Origin of the sequence: Rhodococcus sp. C1, assembly GCF_020809065.1 — a bacterium.
Classification (GTDB): domain Bacteria; phylum Actinomycetota; class Actinomycetes; order Mycobacteriales; family Mycobacteriaceae; genus Rhodococcus_F; species Rhodococcus_F qingshengii.
Window position 1 is genome coordinate 4532825 of the sequence record NZ_CP078080.1, and the last position, 23993, is coordinate 4556817.

Annotated in this window: 22 protein-coding genes; 8 read left to right on the forward strand and 14 right to left on the reverse strand. The window is 63.0% G+C overall.

Annotated features, from left to right (window positions below):
• The first annotated feature begins 63 nt into the window (after positions 1-63).
• Positions 64-1524 (forward strand): FAD-dependent oxidoreductase, encoded by a 1461-nt coding sequence (locus KTR60_RS20640; RefSeq protein WP_047270290.1) that lies wholly within the window; start codon positions 64-66, stop codon positions 1522-1524.
• On the opposite strand, the gene KTR60_RS20645 is transcribed toward KTR60_RS20640, so the two are convergent.
• The gene (locus tag KTR60_RS20645) at positions 1521-2726 is read right to left on the reverse strand and encodes a GAF domain-containing protein (protein WP_228232777.1); all 1206 of its coding nucleotides are present in this window, start codon (positions 2724-2726) and stop codon (positions 1521-1523) included. The two genes, KTR60_RS20640 and KTR60_RS20645, sit on opposite strands and share 4 nt — an antisense overlap.
• A gap of 290 nt (positions 2727-3016) precedes the next feature.
• On the opposite strand from KTR60_RS20645, the gene KTR60_RS20650 reads away from it, so the two are divergent.
• Together KTR60_RS20650 and pth are read left to right on the forward strand one after the other, a co-directional pair.
• Positions 3017-3625, forward strand: a complete 609-nt coding sequence (locus tag KTR60_RS20650; RefSeq protein WP_003946242.1) for a 50S ribosomal protein L25/general stress protein Ctc — start codon at positions 3017-3019, stop codon at positions 3623-3625.
• A gap of 106 nt (positions 3626-3731) precedes the next feature.
• On the forward strand, positions 3732-4304 hold the full coding sequence (gene pth, locus KTR60_RS20655) for an aminoacyl-tRNA hydrolase (protein WP_003946229.1): 573 nt from the start codon (positions 3732-3734) through the stop codon (positions 4302-4304).
• 3 nt (positions 4305-4307) lie between these two features.
• Here pth and KTR60_RS20660 read toward each other — a convergent pair whose 3' ends face one another.
• Entirely contained in the window at positions 4308-5942 is a 1635-nt protein-coding gene (locus tag KTR60_RS20660) for a fatty acyl-AMP ligase (protein ID WP_050654518.1), read from the reverse strand.
• Positions 5943-6294: 352 nt separating this feature from the next.
• Here KTR60_RS20660 and KTR60_RS20665 point away from each other — a divergent pair, with 352 nt between their 5' ends.
• From KTR60_RS20665 to KTR60_RS29330, 3 genes are all read left to right on the forward strand, one after another.
• Entirely contained in the window at positions 6295-7899 is a 1605-nt protein-coding gene (locus KTR60_RS20665) for a peptide chain release factor 3 (protein ID WP_371747846.1), read from the forward strand.
• Positions 7899-8549, forward strand: a complete 651-nt coding sequence (pnuC, locus tag KTR60_RS20670) for a nicotinamide riboside transporter PnuC (protein WP_050654516.1) — start codon at positions 7899-7901, stop codon at positions 8547-8549. The genes KTR60_RS20665 and pnuC overlap by 1 nt, the downstream gene beginning before the upstream one ends.
• A gap of 340 nt (positions 8550-8889) precedes the next feature.
• Positions 8890-9198, forward strand: coding sequence for a hypothetical protein (locus KTR60_RS29330; protein WP_306669658.1), 309 nt, complete (start codon positions 8890-8892; stop codon positions 9196-9198).
• An 18-nt stretch (positions 9199-9216) separates the two neighbouring features.
• Here KTR60_RS29330 and KTR60_RS20680 read toward each other — a convergent pair whose 3' ends face one another.
• The 7 genes from KTR60_RS20680 to KTR60_RS20710 form a co-directional block, all read right to left on the reverse strand.
• Positions 9217-9891, reverse strand: coding sequence for a pyridoxine/pyridoxamine 5'-phosphate oxidase (locus tag KTR60_RS20680; RefSeq protein ID WP_050654515.1), 675 nt, complete (start codon positions 9889-9891; stop codon positions 9217-9219).
• 25 nt (positions 9892-9916) lie between these two features.
• Positions 9917-10417 (reverse strand): nuclear transport factor 2 family protein, encoded by a 501-nt coding sequence (locus tag KTR60_RS20685; protein ID WP_003946235.1) that lies wholly within the window; start codon positions 10415-10417, stop codon positions 9917-9919.
• A 97-nt stretch (positions 10418-10514) separates the two neighbouring features.
• Entirely contained in the window at positions 10515-11156 is a 642-nt protein-coding gene (locus KTR60_RS20690; RefSeq protein ID WP_063316786.1) for a TetR/AcrR family transcriptional regulator, read from the reverse strand.
• A gap of 5 nt (positions 11157-11161) precedes the next feature.
• Positions 11162-12898, reverse strand: coding sequence for an ABC transporter ATP-binding protein (locus KTR60_RS20695; RefSeq protein ID WP_228401212.1), 1737 nt, complete (start codon positions 12896-12898; stop codon positions 11162-11164).
• The gene (locus tag KTR60_RS20700) at positions 12895-14796 is read right to left on the reverse strand and encodes an ABC transporter ATP-binding protein (RefSeq protein WP_228401213.1); all 1902 of its coding nucleotides are present in this window, start codon (positions 14794-14796) and stop codon (positions 12895-12897) included. Before KTR60_RS20700 ends, KTR60_RS20695 begins: the two co-directional genes overlap by 4 nt.
• On the reverse strand, positions 14793-15785 hold the full coding sequence (locus tag KTR60_RS20705; RefSeq protein ID WP_058037023.1) for an ABC transporter substrate-binding protein: 993 nt from the start codon (positions 15783-15785) through the stop codon (positions 14793-14795). Before KTR60_RS20705 ends, KTR60_RS20700 begins: the two co-directional genes overlap by 4 nt.
• 55 nt (positions 15786-15840) lie before the next feature.
• Entirely contained in the window at positions 15841-17223 is a 1383-nt protein-coding gene (locus KTR60_RS20710; RefSeq protein ID WP_228401214.1) for an MFS transporter, read from the reverse strand.
• 84 nt (positions 17224-17307) lie between these two features.
• Here KTR60_RS20710 and KTR60_RS20715 point away from each other — a divergent pair, with 84 nt between their 5' ends.
• Both KTR60_RS20715 and KTR60_RS20720 read left to right on the forward strand, forming a co-directional pair.
• Positions 17308-17946, forward strand: a complete 639-nt coding sequence (locus KTR60_RS20715; RefSeq protein ID WP_030536301.1) for a TetR/AcrR family transcriptional regulator — start codon at positions 17308-17310, stop codon at positions 17944-17946.
• Positions 17947-18017: 71 nt separating this feature from the next.
• A complete protein-coding gene (locus KTR60_RS20720) occupies positions 18018-18992 on the forward strand; it encodes an ABC transporter substrate-binding protein (RefSeq protein WP_228401215.1) in 975 nt (324 codons plus the stop codon).
• A 1-nt stretch (position 18993) separates the two neighbouring features.
• Here KTR60_RS20720 and KTR60_RS20725 read toward each other — a convergent pair whose 3' ends face one another.
• From KTR60_RS20725 to KTR60_RS20745, 5 genes are read right to left on the reverse strand one after another with little or no spacing between them, the layout of a single operon-like run.
• A complete protein-coding gene (locus KTR60_RS20725; RefSeq protein ID WP_228401216.1) occupies positions 18994-20034 on the reverse strand; it encodes an ABC transporter substrate-binding protein in 1041 nt (346 codons plus the stop codon).
• Positions 20031-20882 (reverse strand): ABC transporter ATP-binding protein, encoded by an 852-nt coding sequence (locus tag KTR60_RS20730; RefSeq protein WP_050794099.1) that lies wholly within the window; start codon positions 20880-20882, stop codon positions 20031-20033. The genes KTR60_RS20725 and KTR60_RS20730 overlap by 4 nt, the downstream gene beginning before the upstream one ends.
• Before the next feature lie 23 nt (positions 20883-20905).
• Positions 20906-21955: an iron-enterobactin ABC transporter permease gene (fepG, locus tag KTR60_RS20735; protein WP_228401217.1), complete on the reverse strand. Its 1050-nt coding sequence runs from the start codon at positions 21953-21955 to the stop codon at positions 20906-20908.
• Positions 21952-23079, reverse strand: coding sequence for a Fe(3+)-siderophore ABC transporter permease (locus KTR60_RS20740; protein ID WP_003946222.1), 1128 nt, complete (start codon positions 23077-23079; stop codon positions 21952-21954). Before KTR60_RS20740 ends, fepG begins: the two co-directional genes overlap by 4 nt.
• Positions 23076-23963 carry a siderophore-interacting protein gene (locus KTR60_RS20745; protein WP_228232781.1) on the reverse strand — a complete coding sequence of 296 codons (888 nt, stop codon included), beginning with the start codon at positions 23961-23963 and terminating at the stop codon, positions 23076-23078. The genes KTR60_RS20740 and KTR60_RS20745 overlap by 4 nt, the downstream gene beginning before the upstream one ends.
• Between the last annotated feature and the right edge of the window lie 30 nt (positions 23964-23993).

Here is a 23993-nt window from a genome sequence, read left to right on the forward strand (position 1 = left end):
GCGGAAGTCGAAACTGCAACTGTGGGGTGATCAGCAGTTTCGCCTTCCGAGAGGACTATTCGCATGGCCGACCCCACCGTCAGACCGATCTCCGCTGCCGACATCACCACCTGGGACTACGAGGCCGACGTCGTCGTCGCGGGATACGGCATCGCCGGCGTCACCGCTGCGATCGAAGCAGCTCGTGCCGGCGCCGAGGTGCTCGTCCTGGAGCGGACGGGCGGTTGGGGCGGAGCCGCGTCACTGGCTGGTGGATTCATCTACCTGGGCGGTGGAACGCCGTTGCAGAAGGCGTGCGGGTTCGAGGACTCGGTCGAGAACATGAAGACGTTCATGAAGGCAGCGCTCGGCCCCGGAACCGACGATACGAAGATCGACGCGTACTGCGAGGGCAGCGTCGATCACTACAACTGGCTCGTCGACGCCGGGGTCCCGTTCAAGGAATCGTTCTGGGGTCAGCCCGGCTGGGAACCGCCGTACGACGACGGCCTGATGTACTCGGGAGGCGAGAACGCCGCGCCGTTCAACACCCTCGTCGATCCCGCGCCCCGCGGACACGTTCCGCAGATGTCCGAGAAGAACACCGGCGAGAAGGGCGGCGGCTACATGCTGATGAAGCCACTCGTCGAGACGGCCGAAAAGCTCGGCGTCCGAGCAGAATACGATCTGCGCGTCCAAACTGTGGTGGTAGACGGCGATCGGGTTGTCGGCGTCGTCGCCAAGCGCTACGGCAAGGATGTCGCGATTCGTGCCCGCAAAGGCGTAGTGCTTGCGATGGGCAGCTTCGCGTACAACAACGAGATGGTGCGCTCGAACGCACCGCGCATCTTCGGCCACCCGGCGGCCTCCATCGAGGCGCACGACGGCCGCGCAATCCAGATCGGTCAGGCACTCGGCGCCGACACCGCACACATGGACGCCACCGAGGTCGCGTTCTTCTGCGACCCACAGTTGATGGTGCGCGGCATTCTTGTCAACGGCCGCGGTCAGCGATACATCCCCGAGGACACCTACCCCGGCCGCATCGGCCAGGCAACGCTGTTCCAGCAGGACAACCAGGCATTCCTCGTGATCGACGAAGCTGCGTACGAGGAAGGCATGAATGCCGAATCGTCCAGTGCACAGTTGCGGGCGCAGCCGAGCTGGGTGGCGGAGACCGTCGAGGAACTCGAAGGCGAGATGGGATTGCCCGTCGGATCGCTGCAATCCACCGTCGACCTCTACAACCGGCACGCGGCTGAAGGTTCGGATCCGGTGCTCGGCAAGAAGTCCGAGTGGGTGAAGCCGATCGTCGGCCCGTTCGCGGCAATCGATCTCCGTGGCCGCACAGGCGGATTCACGCTGGGAGGATTGAAGACCACCGTCGATTCCGAGGTTCTGCACGTCTCGGGTGCGCCGATCCTCGGACTCTTCGCAGCGGGTCGCTGCACGTCCGGTGTCTGTGCGGGCGGTTACGCCAGCGGGACAAGTCTCGGCGACGGCAGCTTCTTCGGACGTCGTGCCGGAATCAGCGCGGCGCGCTAGATCACCACAACTCGCACGCCCTCGGCAAAGCGGTACGGCTGAGTCTGCAGGACCGCGCCGAGGTGTTTCCTCAGTCTGGACACCTCGGCGCGCACTGCCACGACATGCTCGCGATCACCGAAGAGCACTTCGCTCAGGCCTGCGGCATCCACACCTGCCGAACCGACGGCTGCCAGTGCCCGCAAGATCTGGGCGTGACGCGGCGAAAGCGCGCGCGTCCAGTTGGCGTCACCACGCACCGTCACCTGCGGCGATGCTCCGAGGGCCAGCTCCAGCTCGATCAACGGCCCGCCGACGCCGGTGCGCAACAGCCAGCCGTCTCCCAGCGGCTCAGGCAGACACATCCCCAGACCTGGCACGATGACGGGCTTTCCCGCACTGGGTGCTGCCACACGGTCGGGCGCGGCAATCCCGCTGGCGCCGGCTACCCAGCCGAACTCGTCGACCACCAATGCCGGACCTGTGCCTGCCGCGAACAACGGCGCCGCGCGCGAGCGCAGGCGCTCGAGCGAAGCTGCGTGCTCGCGCCACAGCGTCGCCTCCGCGAGGCGAACCGCGGTGCGCACCAGCGCGACGGTGGTGGGATGAACCGAAGCTGCGGATCCACTGATGTCCACCACGCCCAGGATCTCGCCCGTCCGTGGGTCGTGCACGGGCGAGCCGGTACACGACCAATTGTGATGCGTGGGCGCATAGTGCTCGGCCGAGAAGAGTTGCACCGCAGAGTCTTCGATCAGCGCGGTACCTATCGCGTTGGTCCCCACCGACTGCTCCGACCAGCGTGCGCCTTCCGCGAACCCGAGAGCGTCCGCCGCACGTTTGACGGTCTTCGCCCCTTCGCGCCAGAGCAGGACACCGTCGGCGTCGGCAACGACCACGATGAAGCCCGCGTCCTCGGCGACCTCGGTGAGCGTGGTTCGCAGTTCGGGCAGAACGCTTCGCAGCGCGGTACGCGAACGCCTCGCCTCCAACTCGGAGAAATCGGCGACAGTAGACGCACCGCAGTGATCCGGCGTGAGCCCGCCGGCGGCCACCCTCGACCACGACCGCGCCACGACGGTCCGCGGCTGCGCCGGTGGTTCCTGGCCGGAGAGAACTGCGTCGTGCACCCGACTGAGTAGGCGAGCATGCTGCGACAGGTCGGTACCCGGCACGACGGCACCGAGCCGACTGCCTTCGGGAGCGTTCCCCACGATGGTCACTCCGTCAGGCTACCGCTTTCGATGTGACGCGAACCACGTCCACACGGCCAGGTCCCCACCACCTGCGATTAGCGGCCGGGAGCAAACTCCGGTAACGTATCCAAAGTTGTCTCGGCGAGGGTGAATCGCAGCAGTTCCACACGTTGCAGGTTTACCGTGATCGACGCGGCTACGGCTCAGCTCGAGCGTTTCGCTCCTGGCCGTGTGCGCGCCTGTCCGCCTTGCCGCAGGCAAAACCACACGTCAGTAAACCGAGCACGAACCCCGTGAGTTGTAGGAGCCGTTTCATCATGTCTGAAGAAAACAACCTCGTCGCCGTCGTCCGCACCGAATTCGGCAAGGGCGCAGCTCGCCGCGCACGTCGTGACGGCCAGGTCCCCACGGTTCTGTACGGCCACGGTGAAGATCCCCGCCACCTCAATGTGCCGGCTCGCGACTTCGCCGCCATCCTCCGTGCACACGGCACCAACGCCATCCTCACCCTCGACATCGAGGGCACGGAGCAGGTTGCACTGACCAAGTCGGTCGTCGTGCACCCCATCCGCAACTACATCGAGCACGCCGACCTCCTCGTCATCAAGAAGGGCGAGAAGGTCACGATCGACGTGAACGTCATCGTCGTCGGCGATGCTGCTGCAGGCACGATGGTCGCGCAGGACGCATCCACGATCTCCATCGAGGCCGACGCGCTTCACATCCCCGAGCAGATCGAGGTTTCGGTCGAGGGTCTCGAGATCGGAACCCAGATCCTGGCCAGCCAGCTCGAACTGCCCAAGGGCTCGACCCTGCAGGCTGACGCCGACACCCTGATCGTCAACGTCGTTGCTGCACCCACCGAGGCAGACCTCGAAGAGGGCGCAGAAGCTCCCGCCGCCGACGAGGCTGCAGAAGAGGCCTGATCCTCTCGGTTCCAACAGAACTCACTGCGCGCGGCGCGTCATTCCGATTCGGAGTGACGCGCCGTTCGTGCGTAGCAGGAAAAATCAAGCCAGAAAGTAGCGTCCGTTGAGCACAGATACCGCCCTCGTCATCGGCCTGGGTAATCCCGGCCCCCAGTACGAGAAGACCCGGCACAACGTCGGCTTCATGGTCGCCGGCACCCTTGCCGGGCGCATGGGCGGAAAGTTCAACGTACACAAGAAGAGTGGTGCCGAAATCGTCGAAGGTCGCCTCGCCGGCCGGCGCGTGATTCTCGGAAAACCACGCTCGTACATGAATCTCTCGGGTGGCGCTGTCGCCGGTCTCGCACGGTTCTTCTCGGTCGACGCCGCGAACATCATCGTCGTCCACGACGAACTGGATCTCGATTTCGGGACGATCAGACTCAAACTCGGCGGCGGCGAAGGCGGCCACAACGGCCTGCGGTCCATTTCGAGTTCGTTGACCACCAAGGACTACCTGCGCACGCGCGTCGGGATCGGTCGTCCGCCGGGCCGCATGGACCCGGCGGACTACGTTCTCAAGCCGTTCTCGTCCACGGAGCGAAAAGAACTCGATCTCGTATGCGAAGAGGCTGCGGATGCAGTGGAGCTACTGCTCGAACTCGGGTTGGAAGCCGCACAGAACCGCCTGCACTGACGGTCAGTTACCCAGCAGTGCAGCCGAATTCGCGCGGCGGAGCTTCCCCGACGACGTCTTCGGGATACTGCCGGGACCCAGGACCGCAACGGCGCGAGGTCGGACACCGACGTCGGCAACCACGGCGTGGACCACTTCGCGTTCGATACGCTTGACCTCTTCCGGATCTTCGAAAGCGTTGGTCTCGACGGCGACTGCAAAGCTCTCACGCTTCTGGCCGGCGTCGAGACGAATCGCGACGGCGTTTCCGGGACGCACACCGGCAACGGTTCCGGCCGCCCGTTCGATGTCTGTGGGGTACACGTTCCGGCCGCCCATGATGATGACGTCCTTGACACGCCCGCACACCACGACCAGTCCTTCCTCGGTGAAGTACCCGACGTCACCGGTGTCGAGCCAACCGTCGGCGTCCTGGGCCGGCTTGTGTCCGTCGACCGTGACGTACCCGGGGGTGACTGCCTTGCCGCGAACCTCGATGATTCCGACACCGCGGGCCGGAAGCACCTGACCGTCACGGTCGACGATGCGTCCCTCGAGGTCAGGCACCATCTTGCCGAGTGTGGCGAGGGCACGAGCGTTGGGGCGATTGGACGGCACCGCTCGAGACATCGATTCGAGAAAGTCTGGATCGACGTAGTCGAGGACCTGACCTTGATCGGGATCCGGAATCGACACGGCGAGCGTGGTTTCCGCCATTCCGTACACGGGCGCCAGCGCAGTCGGGTTCAAACCGAAACGCGCACCTGCCTCGGCGAGTGCATCCATCGTTTCGGGATCCACCGGCTCGGCGCCGTTCCACATGTATCGGACGCTGGACAGGTCGACTGCCCCGTCTTCCGCCTGTGCGAGTCGACGAGCCAAGAGCGAGTACGCGAAGTTCGGTGCGGCGGTGACGGTTCCGCCGTACTTGCCCATCAGTTCGGCCCACAGCACCGGGGTGCGCAGGAAATCCATCGGCGTGATGCTGATGACCTCTGCGCCCACCTGCATCGGAACCGTGAGAAAACCGACCATGCCCATGTCGTGGAAGAGCGGAAGCCAGCTCACCATCACGTCGTCTTCGATGGAGAACTTGATGCGGTTGATCATGGCGTAGGCATTTGTGTAGAAGTTCTCGTGCGTGATCTGCACGGCCTTGGGCGAACCGGTGGAACCGGACGTCAACTGCTGGAGTGCGATATCCGATTCGGCCGTCTCCACGGGATCGATCGACGTTCCGCTGCGAAGCTCGTCCACCGTCACGACGGTGATGCCACGCTCTTCGAGGAGCGGCTTGGCCGCGTCGAAGGGCGCACCAAGAATGACGGCTTTCGCGGAGATCATGTCGATCACAGTCTCGGTGTCCTGAGCCCAGACGCCCAGATCCGTTCGGGGGGTCGGCTGATGCAGCATCGTCACCGACGCACCGCGCATCCACGTCGCCTGGCAGGCAGGTGCGATGTCGACGGGCTGTCCGGCGAGAATGCCGATCGCGACGCCGCGATCGATACCGACCTCGGCCAGGCCGCCGGCCATGCGCCTAGCCTCCTGGTGGATGTCGCCCCAGGTCTGACGGAAAGCGTTGTCCGGCTCTCCCGTCACCAGGCCGCGGTCGGTGACTGCGGCGGTCGCATACATCTCTTCGGTGAACTTGCTCAACGCAACTCCTCGGTCAGTGTCACTCTTCGATCAGTGCAACTCTTCGCAGGACACAAATGGCTGTGTGTTCGAACACACACATACATGGATAATCAGCGATCGTTCGCCGAGTGTTACGCCGCAGTGGCTATTGCATCGTGGTCTGCGAGTATCCTTTCTCTGTTGTGCTGCCGCACTCTCCACCTGTCCGCGCACCGGCACGTCGCCGGCACCGACGCCCACTTCGAGAGGTTCTTCGTTGACTACCCCGTCCGACTCGACCGTCCCTTCCGACTCGACTGTCCAGTCCGACACCGAAGGCCCCGATTCAACCGAGAGCGGGTCGGTCGCGGTCACGACGACGACCAAGGGCCTGTCCGCCGAGGCAGAGCGTCGCCGCACCTTCGCCGTCATCTCGCATCCCGACGCCGGAAAGTCGACGCTGACCGAAGCGCTGGCACTGCACGCGAAGAAGATCTCGGAGGCAGGAGCCGTCCACGGCAAGGCAGGCCGCAAGTCGACGGTCTCGGACTGGATGGAGATGGAGAAGGCCCGCGGCATTTCCGTCAGTTCCACCGCACTGCAGTTCAACTACCACTCGTCCGAGACCCCGGACGAGCAGATCAACGTCATCAACCTCGTCGACACCCCCGGTCACTCCGACTTCTCCGAGGACACGTACCGCGTCCTGACCGCCGTCGACGCGGCGGTCATGCTCATCGACGCTGCCAAGGGCCTCGAACCGCAGACGCTCAAGCTGTTTCAGGTGTGTCGTCACCGCGGCATTCCGGTCATCACCGTCATCAACAAGTGGGACCGTCCCGGTCAGACTCCTCTCGAACTGCTCGACGAGATCAGCGAACGGATCGGCCTCACGCCCACCCCCCTGTACTGGCCGGTCGGCATCGCCGGCGACTTCCGCGGACTGCTGCGGCGCGGTGAAGACGGTCAGGCTCGCGAATACGTCCGCTTCACCCGCACCGCAGGCGGCGCGAAGATCGCCCCCGAAGAGGTCATGGACGCCGACGCGGCGCTCGCCAAGGAAGGCTCCGAGTGGGAGACCGCGGCCGAGGAGAGTGAACTGCTCTCCGCTACCGGCCAGGACCACGATCAGGAGATGTTCCTCGCCGGTCAGACTTCCCCGGTGATCTTCGCGTCCGCGATGCTCAACTTCGGCGTCCGCCAGATCCTCGACACCCTCGTCGAATTGGCGCCGCCGCCGCGTGGGCGCGAAGACCTCAGCGGCAAGCCGCGCGAGGTCACCGATCCGTTCAGTGCGGTCGTCTTCAAGGTCCAGGCCGGTATGGACACCGCGCACCGCGACCGTCTGGCGTTCATGCGCATCGTCTCCGGCGTGTTCGAGCGCGGCATGGTTGTCACACACGCCCAAACCGGCAAGCCCTTCACGACCAAGTACGCCCAGACGGTATTCGGACGTGAACGTTCCACCGTCGAATCCGCGTTCCCCGGCGACGTCGTCGGCCTCGTCAACGCCACCGCACTCGCACCCGGCCACACGCTGTACACCGAGAAGAAGGTGGAGTTCCCGCCGATTCCGTCGTTCGCGCCGGAACACTTCTCGATCCTGCGCGCCGAAAGCGCCGGCAAGTACAAGCAGTTCCGCCGTGCTGTCGACCAACTCGATTCCGAGGGCGTCGTCCAGATTCTCCGCAACGACATCCGCGGCGACGCCTCCCCCGTCATGGCGGCTGTCGGCCCGATGCAGTTCGAGGTCGTCGCAGCGCGCATGAAGGCCGAGTTCAACGTCGAGGCCAAGATGGAACCGCTCGGCTACGCATTGGCTCGCCGTACCGACGCCGCGTCCGAGGTCGAACTGAACCGTCAACGAGGTGTGGAGGTCTTCACCCGTTCCGACGGTGTTCTGCTCGCCCTGGTCAGTGACAAGTGGCGCCTGCAGTACATCCAGAAGGAACTCCCGGATCTGACGCTCGAACCCCTCGTCGCTGCTGCGGACTGATGAGCCTGATCGAGGCGCTGTTCGACGCCGAACTGCACATCGGCAGCGCCACGATTCTCTGGCGAGAGATCATCGGAAACGCGTTCGGAATCGGCTCCGCGATCGCGGGCGCGCGACGCTCGGTATGGGCGTGGCCCGTCGGCATAGCCGGAAATGCCTTGTTGTTCACGGTGTTCATGGGCGCACTTTTCCACACGCCGCAAGAGCTCAATCTCTACGGCCAGGCCGGCCGTCAGTTGTTGTTCATCACCGTCAGCGTCTACGGGTGGACTCAGTGGCGACGCGGGGCACGCGACTCCGGTCGCGCAGTCCTGCCCCATTGGGCGACAACTCGCGAGCGCGTCGCCATGATCGCCGTCATGACCAGCGGCACAATCGCTTTCGCCTGGATCTTCGACCTCCTCGGCTCGTACGGAGCGTGGGCAGAGGCCTGGATCTTCACCGGCTCCATCCTCGCGACATACGGCATGGCGCGCGGCTGGACCGAATTCTGGCTCATCTGGATCGGCGTCGACGCCGTTGGTGTTCCCCTTCTTTTCCGAGCCGGCTATTACCCTTCGGCGATCCTCTATCTGGTCTATGCATTCTTCGTCCTGTGGGGCTTCGCAATGTGGCTGCGCATTCAACGCCGAACTCCACAAGGGGTGTGACCGTAAACCAACTCCTGGTATGTTTGCGTCGATTAAGCAAACCGGCGGTCTGTTTACGGGCATCAGGAGCGAAACAATGGAAGACAAGAATTCTCACGGAATAGCGGGCCCCAACGGTTCCGGCAACGGATCGAGAGCCAATAGTTCCGCAAGTAATGGTTCTGCAAGCAATGGTTCTGCAAGCAATGGTTCTGGGAGCAACCTTTCCACGGGTAACGGTTCCAGCAGTGCCACCGCCACAGCGGATTTTCTGTCGACCGCACCCAAGCAATCCGATGCATTCACGTTTCCGCTTCCTGCCCGAACCACGGCCGCACACAGCAGCGGAGAGGACCTTTCAGTGCCAGCTTCAACACGCGAATCATCGAGGACGCTCGAAACTCGGAGTCGTACCGTCGTACGTCGCGACGCGATGGGCGTAGCCGCCGTTCGAGTGGCCGGTCGACTCACCCACACCGAACTCATCGCAAATCAGGCCTCACCCTCGAGCGCACATTCCTCCGATCCCACGACGGATCTGGACGAGTTGCTCACGATGCTCGGCAGCTACCTGTTGTCCTCGGGGTTCGAACATCCCGAAATCCACGCCAAGCTGGGCGGACAGTCGATCGTCGTCAACCTCGTATCGCCGGAGATCAGCGCGAGCTGATCTGGGCCCAGCTGCCCCTTAGGGCCACAGCACTGCTCGTGTCCATGCTCGGTCCGAGCCGCGCCGGTACAACCACCGCTGATGCCGACGCCCGGAGTCTGCCTGCCAGAACTCGACAGACTCCGGCTGGAGGCACCACGCACGCCAGTCCTCCGACACGAACCCTGGGTCGTCGCTGATTCTTGCTTCCGCAGCGGCCACCGACGTGTCGTACGCCCCTAAGTCTTCGAGCACCTCGCTCTGCTCACTTGCCGTCGCCACCGCTCTCGCCGTGACGGAGCGTTCGACGAAGTCTCGGCGTCGAAGTGCGTCGTCGCCCTCGCGAACCGTTCCGCGAATCCGGATCTGTTGACCCGTCTCGCGCCAGTAGAAGGCGAGCGATGCTCGCGGATTTTCTTTCAGCTCAACACCTTTCGGCGAAGCAGCTGAACCAGAGAACCAGAACCCACCCTCGGTCACGTCCTTGAGGATGAGGAAGCGAGAATCAGGCATACCGTCGCCGTCCACGGTCGAGAGCGCACACACGTGTGGCTCGACGACGCCGAAGGCCACGGCCGCACGGAGCCAGTCGAGGAACAACTCCCCCGGCTTTTCCGGAAAACACTCGGGCGCGGGCGGCGGAGTTCCGGTCAGCGCGGGGATACCGCGAATCCACGTCCGTACGTCAGGCAGCGAAAAATCTGCATCAACCATGAGCCGACTCTAATCGCGGGCGACCTCAGGAGACGTTGCGAACGACCGAGTCGCCGAACGACGGTTGCTGCAGCAGCGCCCACTTGTTGGACGTCAATCGGAAACTCGGCATGTCGGCGAGCGCCACCACCGATTCCCAGGTCCGCTCGTAGCTCGTGTGGGAGATTCGCCATTCACCGTCGCTGCAGCGGGTGTATCTGTCGTGATAGAAGGCCGATCCGCGAAGCAGCATGCCGTCTTCGGGGATTACCACTGTGTCCGCGAGGCACCAGATCCCGGTTGCGGTGTCTCCGTCGACGTCGATCTCGGGTTGCCCGCACTGATGTTCGGTGATGATGTGTGATCCGAGAGTATTCTCGAGGAAGGAGACGAACGAATCTCGGGAATCGAAACTGAGTTGTTCTCCGTAGATCGCGGTGGCGTCGACGGTCAGAGTGTCGGCGAATTCGACCCACGATTTGGTGTCCAAGGCGCGTGCGTATCGGTACTTGAGTCTTTGGATGAGAACAATCGCTTCGAGATCCATGATCCCCGCCTCCCGGTGCAGCAACCACCCGTCCTATGTGTGCACATTAGCCTGTATCACGCCGAAACGGGCATTACTCTCAAAGCTAGTAGAAATGTCAGCCGATAACACGCTTTTCCAGGCCGTCGAGCATGATCGTGATCTTCTCGTCCAACCAACCTCGCCCGTGCCACGTCGATTCGTCGCCGATTCCCTCGATCAACGACTCCGATGCATTCCAACTTTCCTGATACGCCTCTCGCGCGGAACGTGAATCGGCGGAGCTGACGGTCTTGTCCATCGCCGCCATCATTGCGAACTGCGTCATCGTCACCTCGGAGATGAAGTCCACCGCCAATATCGCATCGTGGGGTGTGAAGCCTTGCGCAGTCAACGAACCGACCAGTTTCTCCACGATCTCGATTATCGCCGGCGGCGTGCCCGGAACTGCGAGACCGACCTGGGCCAGACCTGGATAGCGCTCGAACGAGGACCACAGAACGTCGCAGAAATCCTTCAGGAATTCGCGCCACGGACGATTCGTATCGGGCCATACAGTCTGACGCACAACATGATCCGAGCAGGCACGCAGCAGCGCTTCGCGGTCTGCGAAGTAGCGATAAAGTGCAGAATGACTGACGCCCAGCCGCTTTGCCACGCTCGGCATGGTCAGTTCACTCAGATCACCGGCGAGGGCGGCCTCGACGATGTCCACTGTCGACAACGTCGGCGGCCGCCCCGTCTTCTTTCCGGTCTGCATTCTGCTCAGCTTGCCACCAACCGCCATCCCGACGCACGGTGGCGCTGATTCCAGAACGCGGCGTAGTTCCCACCGGCTGCGAGCAGGACTTCGTGGGTGCCCACTTCGACGATCGATCCGTCGTCACCGAGCACGATGATCTGATCTGCGGCCACGACGGTCGACAGTTTGTGAGCGATCACGAGCAGTGTGCTTTCCCTGACGAGTTCTTGCATCGCACGCTGCACGTGTGCCTCGTTCTCGGGATCGAGCGCGGCCGTCGCCTCGTCGAGCAGAACGACAGGTGCGCGTTTGAGGAGTGCGCGCGCAATGGAGACCCGCTGCCGCTCTCCACCGGACAGTGCCGTCCCGGCCTCACCGACACGGGTGTCCCAACCCCGCGGAAGCCGCTCGACGATTTCCGCGACGCCCGCGATCCGAGCCACGTCGAAGACTTCCTCGTCCGTGGCTTCGGGGCGGCCGAGGCGGATGTTCGCGATCAACGTGTCGTCGAAGAGGTACACGTCCTGGAAGACCAGAGACAGCTGCGACATCAGGTCGGCACTCGTGAGGTCCCGCACGTCGACGCCGCCGACACGCACCACACCGGAGTCGACGTCGTAGAAGCGCGAGATCAACCGGGTGACGGTGGTTTTGCCGGACCCTGACGGACCGACCAACGCCGTCAACGACTTCCGTGGCACGTCGAAGGAGATGTTTCGCAGAACCTGCCCACCGTCCGCGTATCCGAAGTCGACGGCGTCGAACTGCACTGCCGTCTCCCCCGTCGCCGTCCCGCTGGTATCGGGTTCGACCATTGGTTCAACTTCGAGGATCTCGGACATTCGCCGGATTTCATTGCGTGCCATTCTGATTGCACCGCCGAACTCGCCGATCTCACCCAGCGGCTGGATGAACCGTGCGGTCAGTCCGAGTAGCGCGATCAACGTGACCGGATCGATGTCGCCGCCGAGCGCGAGGAACGCGCCCAAGATGATCACGGCAGAGAACACGAATTGCAGGGCGATCCCGTTGACCACGGACCCGATCACCACGAACCACAGTTGTGAACGACCCGCAGTGTGTTGCGCTTCGATCGCGTCGTCGAGCGGTTCGTACACCCCGTGGGTGCGTCCGAAAGCACGCAGGACCGGTTGGCAACGCGCGTATTCGAGCACTCGATTGTTCGATTCGACGGCCGCTGCATGAGCCCGATCGTCGGCCTTGGCAGTCATCGTCGAGGCAAATCGTGCTGCCGCGAAGAGAATCGGAACGCTGATTACCAGCGCGAGCCCGAGCCGCCAGTCGAAGAACAACATGCACACGACAATGGTTGCCGGGCTGGCAATTCCGGAGATGATCGGTGTCATCAGGTGCGCAGCGGCCCCCATCACCGAGATGGTGCCCTTGCTGGCAACCTGCGATACCTGCCCGAGTCGGCCGGCGCCGAACCAGCCGAGCGGCAGAGTGACGAGATGATCTCCCAGGCGCAGATGCATCGTCCGCAGCAGAGTGAGGGCCGACTCGAAACCCTTCATCGCCTGCAGGTAGTGCGCAATCGAACTGATCACAGCGCATACGGCCATGGCGGCGAGCCACCGAACGAAACTGCCCCAGCTCTGATCGAACAGTGCCTGCACCGCAGGGACCAGAAGCGCCACTGCCAAACCCTGCATCACGCCGTACAACACTGCCCACACCAGGAACTCGCGATAACGGCCCTGATTCTGCGGGCCGAGTATCCGGAAGAGGTCGCGAATCATGAGTTGGCCTTTCCTGCTGCGTCAGACTTACCTGCGGTGTTGCGTTCAATCGAGTCGGCCCGACTGTGTTCAATCGAGTCGGCCCGACTGTGACTCGCCCACATCCGCGCATAGGTTGAACCACTCGCCACAAGCTGATCGTGCGTGCCCTTCTCCACGATCCGTCCGGCGTCGAGGACCACGATCTGATCGGCACTCACGATCGAAGCCAACCGGTGCGCGATCACCAGCACGGTGCGCCCCACCGTCAAACGCGACAGCGCTTCTTGGATATCGGCTTCGGACTCCGGGTCGGCGAACGCGGTTGCCTCGTCGAGCACGAGAACAGGAGTGTCCGCGAGAATCGCACGCGCGATGGAGACTCTTTGGGCTTCACCACCCGAGAATCTGGCGTCGACCCCGACCACCGAGTCGTACCCCCTCGGGAGCGCTTCGATTCGGGTGTCGATCTGCGCGGCTGCGGCAGCGGCCTTCACCTCGGCCGAAGTCGCCTGCGGTCGGGCAAGCCGAATGTTGTCGAGCACGGTCGCTTCGACCAGCTGCACGTCCTGCAGAACGAATCCGACGTGGCGGTACAGCTCGTCGGTAGCGACTTCCCTGACGTCGACACCACCGATGGCCACGGATCCGGCACGCACGTCGTGGAACCTCGGAACCAGCGTTGCCAGCGTCGACTTACCCGAACCCGAAGGTCCGACCAGCGCCGTCACCGTACCCTCCGGCAGCGTCAGATCAATGTCGGTCAGAACGTCGGCGCCGTCGTCGTATGCAAAGGAAACTCCGGAGAATCGAACTTCGTTCCCCACAGGCTTTTTCGGATGATCGGTTTCCGGCAGAGCGTCGGTTGCGAACAGCGCGATCAGTCGCGCCGCAGCGGCGGCTGCCTCACGGCGTGCCTGCATACCGAAACCGATGGTCGTCACCGACACCGGAATCACCATCGCGACAAGAGAACTGGTCAGCACATCGATGGGTGACACCCATCCGGAGTGAACGAACCACGAGCCGAGGCCAAGGTTGACCACCAGCACAACCGGTGCGCTCAACGCAATCGAGGCCAGCGCCTCGGTCCGGAGCATCGGGCGAACCCAGCCCTCGTACGAGACGGCAAACGCCTTGGCAGCGTCGCGGTATCGAGAATGTGACTGCTTGTCCTGACCGAAGGTCTTGACCACTGCGATGCCGGTGACGAACTCGACGATGGTGTTGCTGATGGCCGCGATGCCCTCATTCATCCGGCTCATCTTGACGGCCATGTCCTTGGTCATCATGGCGTAGGCGATCATGTAGATCGGGAGGGTGGCAATCGCGACCAGTCCCAGACGCCAGTCGATCGAGATCACGTAGCCGAGCCCGACGAGCGGCACCGCGATGGCGCCGGTGGTCTCGACGGCGCTGTGCGCAACCAGGTAGTGGAGATCGGAGATGTCGTTCTGCGCGGCTTTTCGCACGGTTCCGGACGAGTGGGAGGTGAACCAGCCCAGTGGAAGTCGACCCAGTGTCGCTGCGATTCGACGCCGAAGCACAGCTTGAAGATTGACATCGGCGAAGTGCGTCACGATCAATGCACCGCCTCCGAAGAACGCACGCATACCCAGACCGAAGACGACCACCCACACGATCGTCCAGACGCGAGACGAGTCGATGTCGCCGCCCACGATCAGCGTCTTACCCAACTCGGCGATGGCCACGTACGGCACGATGGCCGCGACCGCGGCGATCACCTGCATCACCATCGCGATGGTGGTCCGTGTACGAACTGGCGCAAGGAGTTCGCGAAGCGCGCTCTTGTGCGCCGCCGCTTCAGCTTTGGCTTGCGAGGCTTCGGCCGTCGCTGCTTGTGATGCGTCGGCCTCTTCAGATGAAATGTCTGCTTTCGTAGCCTGTGTCGTCGTCATTTCGAGAACGCCTTCCATCGGGTTACTGCGTCGGCGTCGGATGCGATGCGGCCTTGGAGTTCCGCGCCGGTGAGAGTGCGATCGGCAAGAGCCTCGAGGTCTTCGAGGATCCAGTAGACCGCGAAAGGATAACTGCCGAACCAAAGTTCACCGCTCACGTCCGCCGTGCGTCCGGCCTTCACTGCGGAGATCTCGTTGAACAGTGGATTTGCGTGAACTAGAGCGCCGTCGTAGATGTTGCCCGAGGTCACGACCATCGCGTCCGCCGCGTGCTGTCCGACCTCCTCGCCGGACACCGAAGACGTGGCAACACCTGTGTTGGGGCCGATCTTCGCGTCGAGTTCGGCTTGCGGGCGCCCGAAACCGGCTTCCTCGATGATCGAGGACATCGGCGACTGTGGGATGACGGTGTAGATGCCGCCGGAGAATCCCACCAGCACTGACAGTGTCTGCGGTTGCGCCTCGACCGTTCCGGATACTTCGGCAAATTTGGCCTCGAGCCTCGACACGATTTCGCGAGCTTCGGACTCTCGACCCAGTGCAGTCGCCGCGGTATTCAGAACTTCGCGCCACGGCGCCGCATAGGCGAGCACCGTCGTCGGGGCAATCTCGTTGGCCTGCACGGTGATCGACGTCAACGAGCCGACATCACTGAGCAGGATTCGGTCAGGATGAACGGCCGCGATCTGCTCCACATCTGGTGATTGGAAGAACGTCGGTTTGTCGACGACCTCGATCCCCTCACTCTGCAATATCTCCTTCGCCGCCTGCGACTGCAGCGTGGCGAAGACCGTATCGGGCTTGACCCCGAGCGTGAGTGCGTTGAGCGCTGCGAACTCGTCCAGTGCGAGCAGTTTCTGAGGTGCAGGTACGGCCGACGACTCGCCTGTTTCCGATGCGTCTGCGTCATCGCCGCCCACGGAGCAACCGACAAGCGCCGTTGCTGTCGCTGCGAGTGCCGTTGCTCGCAGGCCCCACTGCTGCCGCATCCTTCTCTCCCCGCTTTAGTTACATGCTGTCTCGATTAGGGGAGCCTACAATAAGTCACGCCTTTTGTGCAGTCCTCGTCGCTGGAAGTGCAATCGCCGGCAGACAGGCGACAACACTGATGACGGCACCCATCACGAACGCCAGCGCGAACGAGTCGCCGGAAATGCCGATCGCCAGGACCGCTGTGGTCACCGGGGCGCCCACCGCCGAACCGACGGTTCTGATCACACTGTTGACTCCACTGGCTGCTGCCATTTCCGATGGCGGGACGATCGAGGCAACCAACAGAGCACAGACCGCGAACCCCACGCCGTTCCCCAATCCGACGAGGGAAAAGAACGCCACGATCGCAACCACCGAACTCGGCCAGATCGCGAGTCCGACTGCGCCCGCCGCCATGAGGGCCAGCGCTATGACAGCGGGCACCCGCGGCCCGAATCGCCGCGCGAGAGCCGGCGTCAAGCGGCCACCGAGAAAGACGAGGACAGCGGCGGGCAAGAGCGCCAAGCCGGTCTGCACAACGGTGAATCCGCTTCCATACGTGGACGTTTCCGGCGCCTGGAGGATCCGCGGCAGACAGAGATAGAAAATGTACGGCACGAACCCGAACACCAGGGTGAGTGCGCTGGTGATCATCATCGGCTTGTCCCGAAAAACTCGCATGTCGACGATCGGCGCGTCGTGGCGGGAATCGACGGCAATCAGTGTCGCGAACGAAACGAACGCGACTACCACCAGACCCCAGAATCCGAGCGACAAAACTCCCCAGTCGGAGGCTTTCGTGATCGCCAATAGCAGGCTCACCAATCCGAACGCCAGAGCGCCGGCACCGGCCCAGTCCGTCGGCATACCCGTGCGGCGATGCGAGCCCGGAACCACGGCCACCACTGCGACCAATGCGAGCACGATCGAGATCCCGGTGATCACGAACAACCACTGCCAACTGAGATACTCGAGGATGACACCGCCGATCACCAGTGCACTTCCGGCACCGATTCCCAAAGTCCCAGCGAGCCAACCTATCCCTGAAGACAACTCGGGACCTACTACCGTTCTCCGCAGTACTGCCATCGCAAGCGGGAAGCTCGCCATGCTCACTCCCTGGACAGCTCGAACGACAAGCAGCACCCCGATATTCGGGGCGGCTGCCGCGGCAAATGTCGCGAGAGCGAAGATGATCAGGACGATCACCAGGACTCGCTTGTCGCCGAATCGGTCACCCATCGCGCCGACTATCGGAGCCATCACCGCGGCCGCCAACAGGTACGCCGTCAGGATCCAGCCGGTCACCGCCACGGACGTGTCGAAATGCTCACCCAACACCGGCAACGCCGGTACCAGCATGGTCTGCATGAGCGAGTAGACGAGTACCGCCCCCGCAAGCGCGGCGATCACCCGGCTCCCGGATCGCGTGGGCGCCTCCGCCAAGGTTGTCATCGACACCTTCCTCCAATCATGAATCGAATCGGAACGGAACACTCCGTTCCGATTGAGTAAACCATGCATTGCTAGCCTGTGGGAATGGCGAAAGAGAATGCGAGCCTCCCCGGACGCGCCCGAGAAGCCGCAGACAACGACGTCACCGTACTGCGAGCAGCGCGCGAGATTTTTGCCGAACAGGGTTGGAATGCACCGGTATCGGCAATTGCCACCCGGGCCGGAGTGGGAGTAGGCAGCATCTATCGCCGATACCGAGGCAAGGAGGAACTGGCGCAATCCCTGCGCGTCTGGGCGATCGACCACCTCGCCACCCTCGCCCGAGAGTGCATGAGCACCGCGAAAACCGATGAAGCCGTATTGAAGACGTTCTTCTCGCGATATCTCACCGAATCGGTGGGACCGCTCATTCCGGTCCTCGGCGGCAAGTTACCTGAACACGCCGAAGTCACTCGTGCCGCCGAAGAATTGGAGGCCGCACTGCAATCGATGGTCGACGTCTGCATCGACGCTCGCGAAGTCCCGCCCGACTTCACTGCTGCAGACGTCATGCTCATGACAGTGCATCTGCGGCCGACTCTGCCGATCGAGGGTGATCGAGCCACCGAAATACACACGCGCTATCTCGACTTCATGCTCGACGGACTTCGTGGTGGAACACCCCGACCAACGATCACTCCCCCGTCCTGGAGCGAATGGCTTCAGATGTGGCAGGGCAACTGACCCCGAGAACACCCGAATGACATGTCAGGTTAGGCTTACCTAGCTTAGTTAGCCATGTTCGGAAGGTTCTCATGAAAATCAATCGCCGGCTCGCCGGCTTCGCCGCTCTACCCGCCGTCGCCACGCTCCTACTCGCCGGTTGCGGAAGTAGCGACGCAGCGCCCTCTACCGAGACCAGGTCTGCCGACCAGTCCTGGAGTTACACAACGGGATACGGAAACACGATCACCCTCGACCACGCCCCGGAGCGGATCGTCGTCGACGCGTACTCCGCTGCGGCTCTGTGGGACTACGGCATTCGGCCGGTCGGCATCTTCGGTTACGGCGTCGGCAATCCAGACGTCACCGATCGCGCTGACGAGTCGACGATGACCGTCGTCGGCCGTGAAGGTGAACTCAGCGCGGAAGCTCTTGCGGCGCTGGACCCAGACCTGGTCATCGGGTACGGCAACAGCGACGACCCGACACGATGGACTTGGTGGGACGAGCCGATGGGCAAGACCGTCAACAATGTTGCACCGTTTGTCGGCGTCAAGTTCTCCGGAGCCTCGACACCGGACGTGTTGAACGAGTACGCCTCACTCGCCGAAGTACTCGGCGGGAACACCGACACAGCCGCAGCACGCGAGGGCAAGGAAGCATTCGAATCCGGTGCAGAGCGCATCCGAACTGCTGCGGCCAAGGTCGACGACATCGAAGTCCTCGCCCTGAACGGTGACAGCTCCGAGTTGTACGCAGGCACAACGGCGCTCGCTCAGTTCGGGTACCTTAAGGAACTGGGCGTGAAGTTCACCGGTCCGGGAGGCGACAAGGGCTGGACCGATCTCAGCTGGGAACAGGTACCGGACTATCCGGCGGACATCGTGTTCCAGTTCGCGAAGTCGGCAGAGGCATTCGCGGCATCACCCGTGTTCGTCAAGCTGCCCGCGGTGACCGCGAACCAGGTGATCGACTTCGACGACAAGCGTCCCAACACCTACGCCAATTACGGCGCCTGGTTCGAGCAGGTTGCACAACTACTCGACCAGGCCCGCAACGTCGCCTGAATTACTGCCCAGCAGTGATTCGTCCGGCCGCTTCCTCGAGAACGTCGAGGAAGATGGCCGCGGTGAGCGCAAATCCTTGGTTGTATCGCGCGTCGCTGGTCAACACGTTGCCCGCTTGAACTGCAGGCAACCGCTGCCACGTCGGCTGCGACTTGATCGCGTCGAGCGCTTCCTGATCGCGTGCTTGGGCGATGATCACATCCGCCGGAGCCAAGGTGTCGAGTTGCTCGAACGACAACTCGAACGAGTTCTCTGCATTGTCGTCGTCACGGAAAAGCACGTCCAGGCCGGCATCGAGTGCAACACTGATTCGCAGATTCCGCTGATGCACAAGGAAGCCCGTCGGCGTCTGAACGCCGAACACGATCTTCTTTCCGCCCAGCTTCTCCTGCAACATCGGTCGCAGTCTCGCGAGCTTGTCGTCGTACTCCGCAATGGAAGCCTCGGCGATCGTCACCCGGTCGAGCTGGCTCGCCTGCGCCATCAGAGCACCTCGCCAGTCGACCGGGTGCCCGGCAATCGGTTCGACGTCGTCGCCGACGACCAACAGCGGCGCGATGGAAGACAAGCGCTCGGTGCCGTACCAGTCACTGGTGTATCCGATCGCAGTGATGACGATCAGATCGGGCTCGAGAGCGAGCAGAGCCTCGAAGTTGGTGGAGAAGTCGCCGGCGACGTTGACGAAGCTCGCGTCCTCGATGGTGCGGCCGGGAAACTGGAATCCTGCCTTGGCGTCGGGGAACCAGAAGTTGCCCGATCCGACGATCGGGTAGTCCATCATCATCGCGAATTCGAGGTCGACGCGGCCGTCGAGCACCACCACACGCTTCGGGTCGCGCGGAACGTCGCCGCTGAACTCGGCCCACGTGTACGGGAGAGTGTCACTGGCAGAGTCGGATTCGCCATCGGAGCTTCCGCAGGCGCTCAGCACCAATGCTGCAGCCACACCAGCTGCGCCACCGAAGAATCGGCGTCGCGAAATGCGGTCGACGATCTGAGCCCACTCCGTGTCGGTAACCTGCGCATCCAGGACGAGTGTCATACCTTTGCTCCTTCGATGTTTCGCTGACGCTCGCGTCCCAGCGGAATGACCAGCGGTGTGTGGGAAACCGGATCGTCGATGATGCGGCACGCCATGCCGAACACCTCCTGCACCAGTTCTTCGGTGATGATCTCCGCGGGCGGGCCCTCGGCGACCACCGCGCCGTCCTTCATCGCGATGATGTGAGTTCCGTAGCGGCACGCGTGATTGAGATCGTGAAGCACCGCCACCAGCGTGTGTCCGTCGTTCTCGTTCAGATCGCGGCAGAGTTCCAGCAGCTCGATCTGGTGCGCGATGTCGAGGAACGTCGTCGGCTCGTCCAGTAGCACCAACGGAGTCTGCTGCGCGAGAACCATAGCTACCCAGACACGTTGGCGCTGACCACCGGACAGTTCGTCGACCGGCCTGGCCGACAGATCCGTGACCTTGGTTGCTTCCATCGCCTTGATGACGGCGGCCTCGTCCTCTCGGGACCACTGGCGGATCAGCTTCTGGTGCGGATAACGCCCTCGCGCAACCAGATCGGCGACTTTGATTCCGTCCGGCGCGATCGACGTCTGCGGCAGAAGCCCGAGTCGCCTCGCAACTTCCTTTGCCGGGTACGACGTGATCGCCTTACCGTCGAGAAGGACCTTGCCGGTGGTCGGCTTGAGCAACCGGGACAGCGCACGCAGAAGCGTCGACTTGCCGCAGGCATTGGGACCGACGATGACGGTGAAGCCACCGTCGGGGATTTCGACGTCGAGGTGTTCCGAGATGACGCGCTTGTCGTAACCGATCGTGACGTCCTCGGCGCGAAGCCGATTCGTCCTTTCGACCACGACGGCGGCCGTACTTGTCTCGTTCACGCTGTTCCTCGTTCCTTCACCGATCACTGCTTACGTGCCTCTCGCGCGAGAAGCCATACGAAATAGATGCCACCGATGGAGACGGTGACGACGCCGACCGGCAACTGTGTCGGCGCGAAAGCTCGCTGCGCCACCCAGTCGCTGACCATCAGCAACGCGCCACCCATTGCTGCCGACGGCAGCAGGGTCACTCCGGCACTACCGGTCAATCGCCTCACCAACTGCGGAGCCGCCAGCGAGACGAACCCGATGGGACCGGCCGCTGCTGTCACCATGGCCGTCAGGGCGACGCCGAGAACAACCAGGGATAGCCGCGTGGGTTCGGCCCGGACGCCGAGCGCCTTGGCGGCGTCGTCGCCCATCTCGAGCATCTGCATCCGCCTGCCCAACACCAGGATCAGCGGAACGAGGATGGCCAGCACGACGACCACCGGCCACACCTGAGTCCAGCCGAGGCCGTTCAACGAACCGGCACCCCACACTGCGGCAGCCATGGCGTCGTCAAGTTTCGCCTTGAGGATCATCCAGGTGTTGACCGAGCCCAACATCGCGCTGATGGCGATACCGACGATGATCAACCGGAATCCCTGCACACCTCGCTTGTACGCAAGGAGATAAACAACTGCTGCGGTGGCGATTCCGCCCACCAGAGCACCGACTGCGATCTCGTAGTAAGTACCACCGATGAGGAGGATGACCACCAGAGCGCCCGTGTACGCACCGGAGTTGAAGCCGATGATGTCCGGGCTACCCAACGGGTTCCTGGTCAGCGATTGGAAGATCGCACCGCTCATACCGAGCGCCGCACCGAGCATCAGCGCCAACAGAACTCGGGGCAGACGCCATTCCACGACGACCATGTGGATACGCGCGGGGGCTTCGCCGAACAGTGCACCGAGGACGTCCCCGATCGGCACTTGGTAGTCACCACTACCGAGCGCGATGACACCGATGGCCAATGCAAGCGCAACGAGGACGAGGCAGATTGTGACCGTGCGGACGTCGATCCGCGCGGACCAGCCTTCTTTGGGTGAGCGCACCACCGTGGTGGCGCGCCCGAAATCGATGCTCACAGACCGCTCACCTTGCTTCGACGCACCAGCATGATCAGCACCGGAGCGCCGATGAAGGCCGTGACGATACCGACCTGAAGTTCACCCGGGCGCAGCACGATTCGGCCGACGACGTCGGAGAAGAGAAGAAGAATCGGCGAGCACACCAACGTGTACGGGAGAATCCATCGCTGATCCGGTCCGACGAACCATCTCGCGACGTGCGGAACCATCAAACCGACGAATCCGATCGGCCCGGCCGCAGCTGTCGCCGCGCCGCACAGCAATGTCACCGCGATGACACCGAGGATGCGAGTACGAGTGATGTTGGCACCGAGCGAACGTGCCAGATCGTCACCCAGGGCCACCGCGTTGAGTTGGCGCGCCAACGCGAGCGCCAGGAAGAGCCCGATGAGAATGAATGGGGCAACGGCCAGAACGATTTCCAACGAACGCCCGCTGAGTGAGCCGGCATTCCACTGGCGCATCTGGTCGAAGGCGGTCGGGTTGAGCAAGGTGATCCCGGACGAGATGCCGCCGAGCACGGAGCCGATGGCAACACCGGCAAGCGTCAGCCGAATGGGCGTCGCACCACCTCGACCGATCGAGCCCAGCGTGTAGACGATCGCCGTGGCTATCACCGCTCCGAGGAACGCGAACCAGATGTACGACCAGATGCTGGTCAGGCCGAAGACCGCGACGGCAACGACCATCGCGAAGCCTGCTCCGGCATTGACACCGAGAATTCCGGGATCAGCCAAGGGATTTCGTGTCATCGCCTGGATGAGGCCACCGGCCACACCCAGTGCCATACCGACTATCAGACCGAGCAGAGTACGCGGTAGTCGCAGGTCACGGATGATCACGTGATCATTGGAATCGTCGTAGTTCACCAGCGCGTCGATCACGGTGCCGAACGGAATGGTCTTCGATCCCACCGCGATACTCAGAAGGAGCACGGCGGCGAGCACCACCAGGCACACCAGAAGACCCGCCATACGACGAGAGTTGGTCGATACCAGCCCGTCCGGTTGCTTCTGCTTCTCGTGCAGCGACTCGTCGATCAGTTCTTCGGTGTGTTTGTCGACTGCGCTCTTGTCCGCCGCACCGCTGTCGACAGCACTCTTGTCGAATCCAACGGTCACAAGCCGGCGCTCTCTAGAGTCTTCTCGACCTCGTCGCGGATCTCTTCCTCGTCGCGGTCCGATTCCCAGGCCGCATCGAGTGCCGCGCGGACACTTTCGTCGAGGGCCTCGTACTTCGCGTTCCACACCTCGGCTTTGTACGTCCAGTAGCCGATGACCTTGTACTGCTCACCCGGCAACTTCAGTTCGTGGCGAAGGTACTTGCGGATGTCACGGAGCATCGTGCTCTCGCCTGCAACCCACACGTATCCGAGTTCGGTGGGCAGGTTCATCGCGCGAACCGCGTCCGGCAACTTCGACGGTGCAACACCGTTGCCACTGCCGACCAGCCAGATGAACTCGACGTCGGCGTCCGAGGTGATCTGCTGCTTGTGAGACTCGTCCACCACCTCGACGATCGCCTTGGCCGACATCCCGGCGGGCAACTGTTCGATCAAGCGCCCGAGTGCGGGGAGTCCAGTCGCGTCGGCGACGAACACCTGCCAGCGTGCGTCGGCCGGGGGCTCGTAGAGGCCACGAGACTCGCCGATCGCCAACTTGTCACCGATCTCGGCCTTCTGTGCCCAGTCGCTGGCGATACCACCCTCGTGAACGACGAAGTCGATCGTCATGCAGCTGGTTTCGGAATCGAACCGTCGCACGGTGTACGGCTGGCACGGGGACGGTTCCTCTCCCTCCGGGTATCGCCAACCGCGCGGTGCATCCGGATCTTCCGCCGGTAGAACGAACTTGCCTGTAGCCGGGACCGGGAAGTGGAGGCGCAGGTATTCGTCACCGGTACCGGTGGTTTCGAAGGCGGTCAGCTCCTCCCCACCGAACACGATACGAACCATTCCCGGGGTCACGTACTCCTTGTGAAGTACCTCGCCGAACACAAGACTCACAACAATCTCCAACATCGATGGAACATGAAC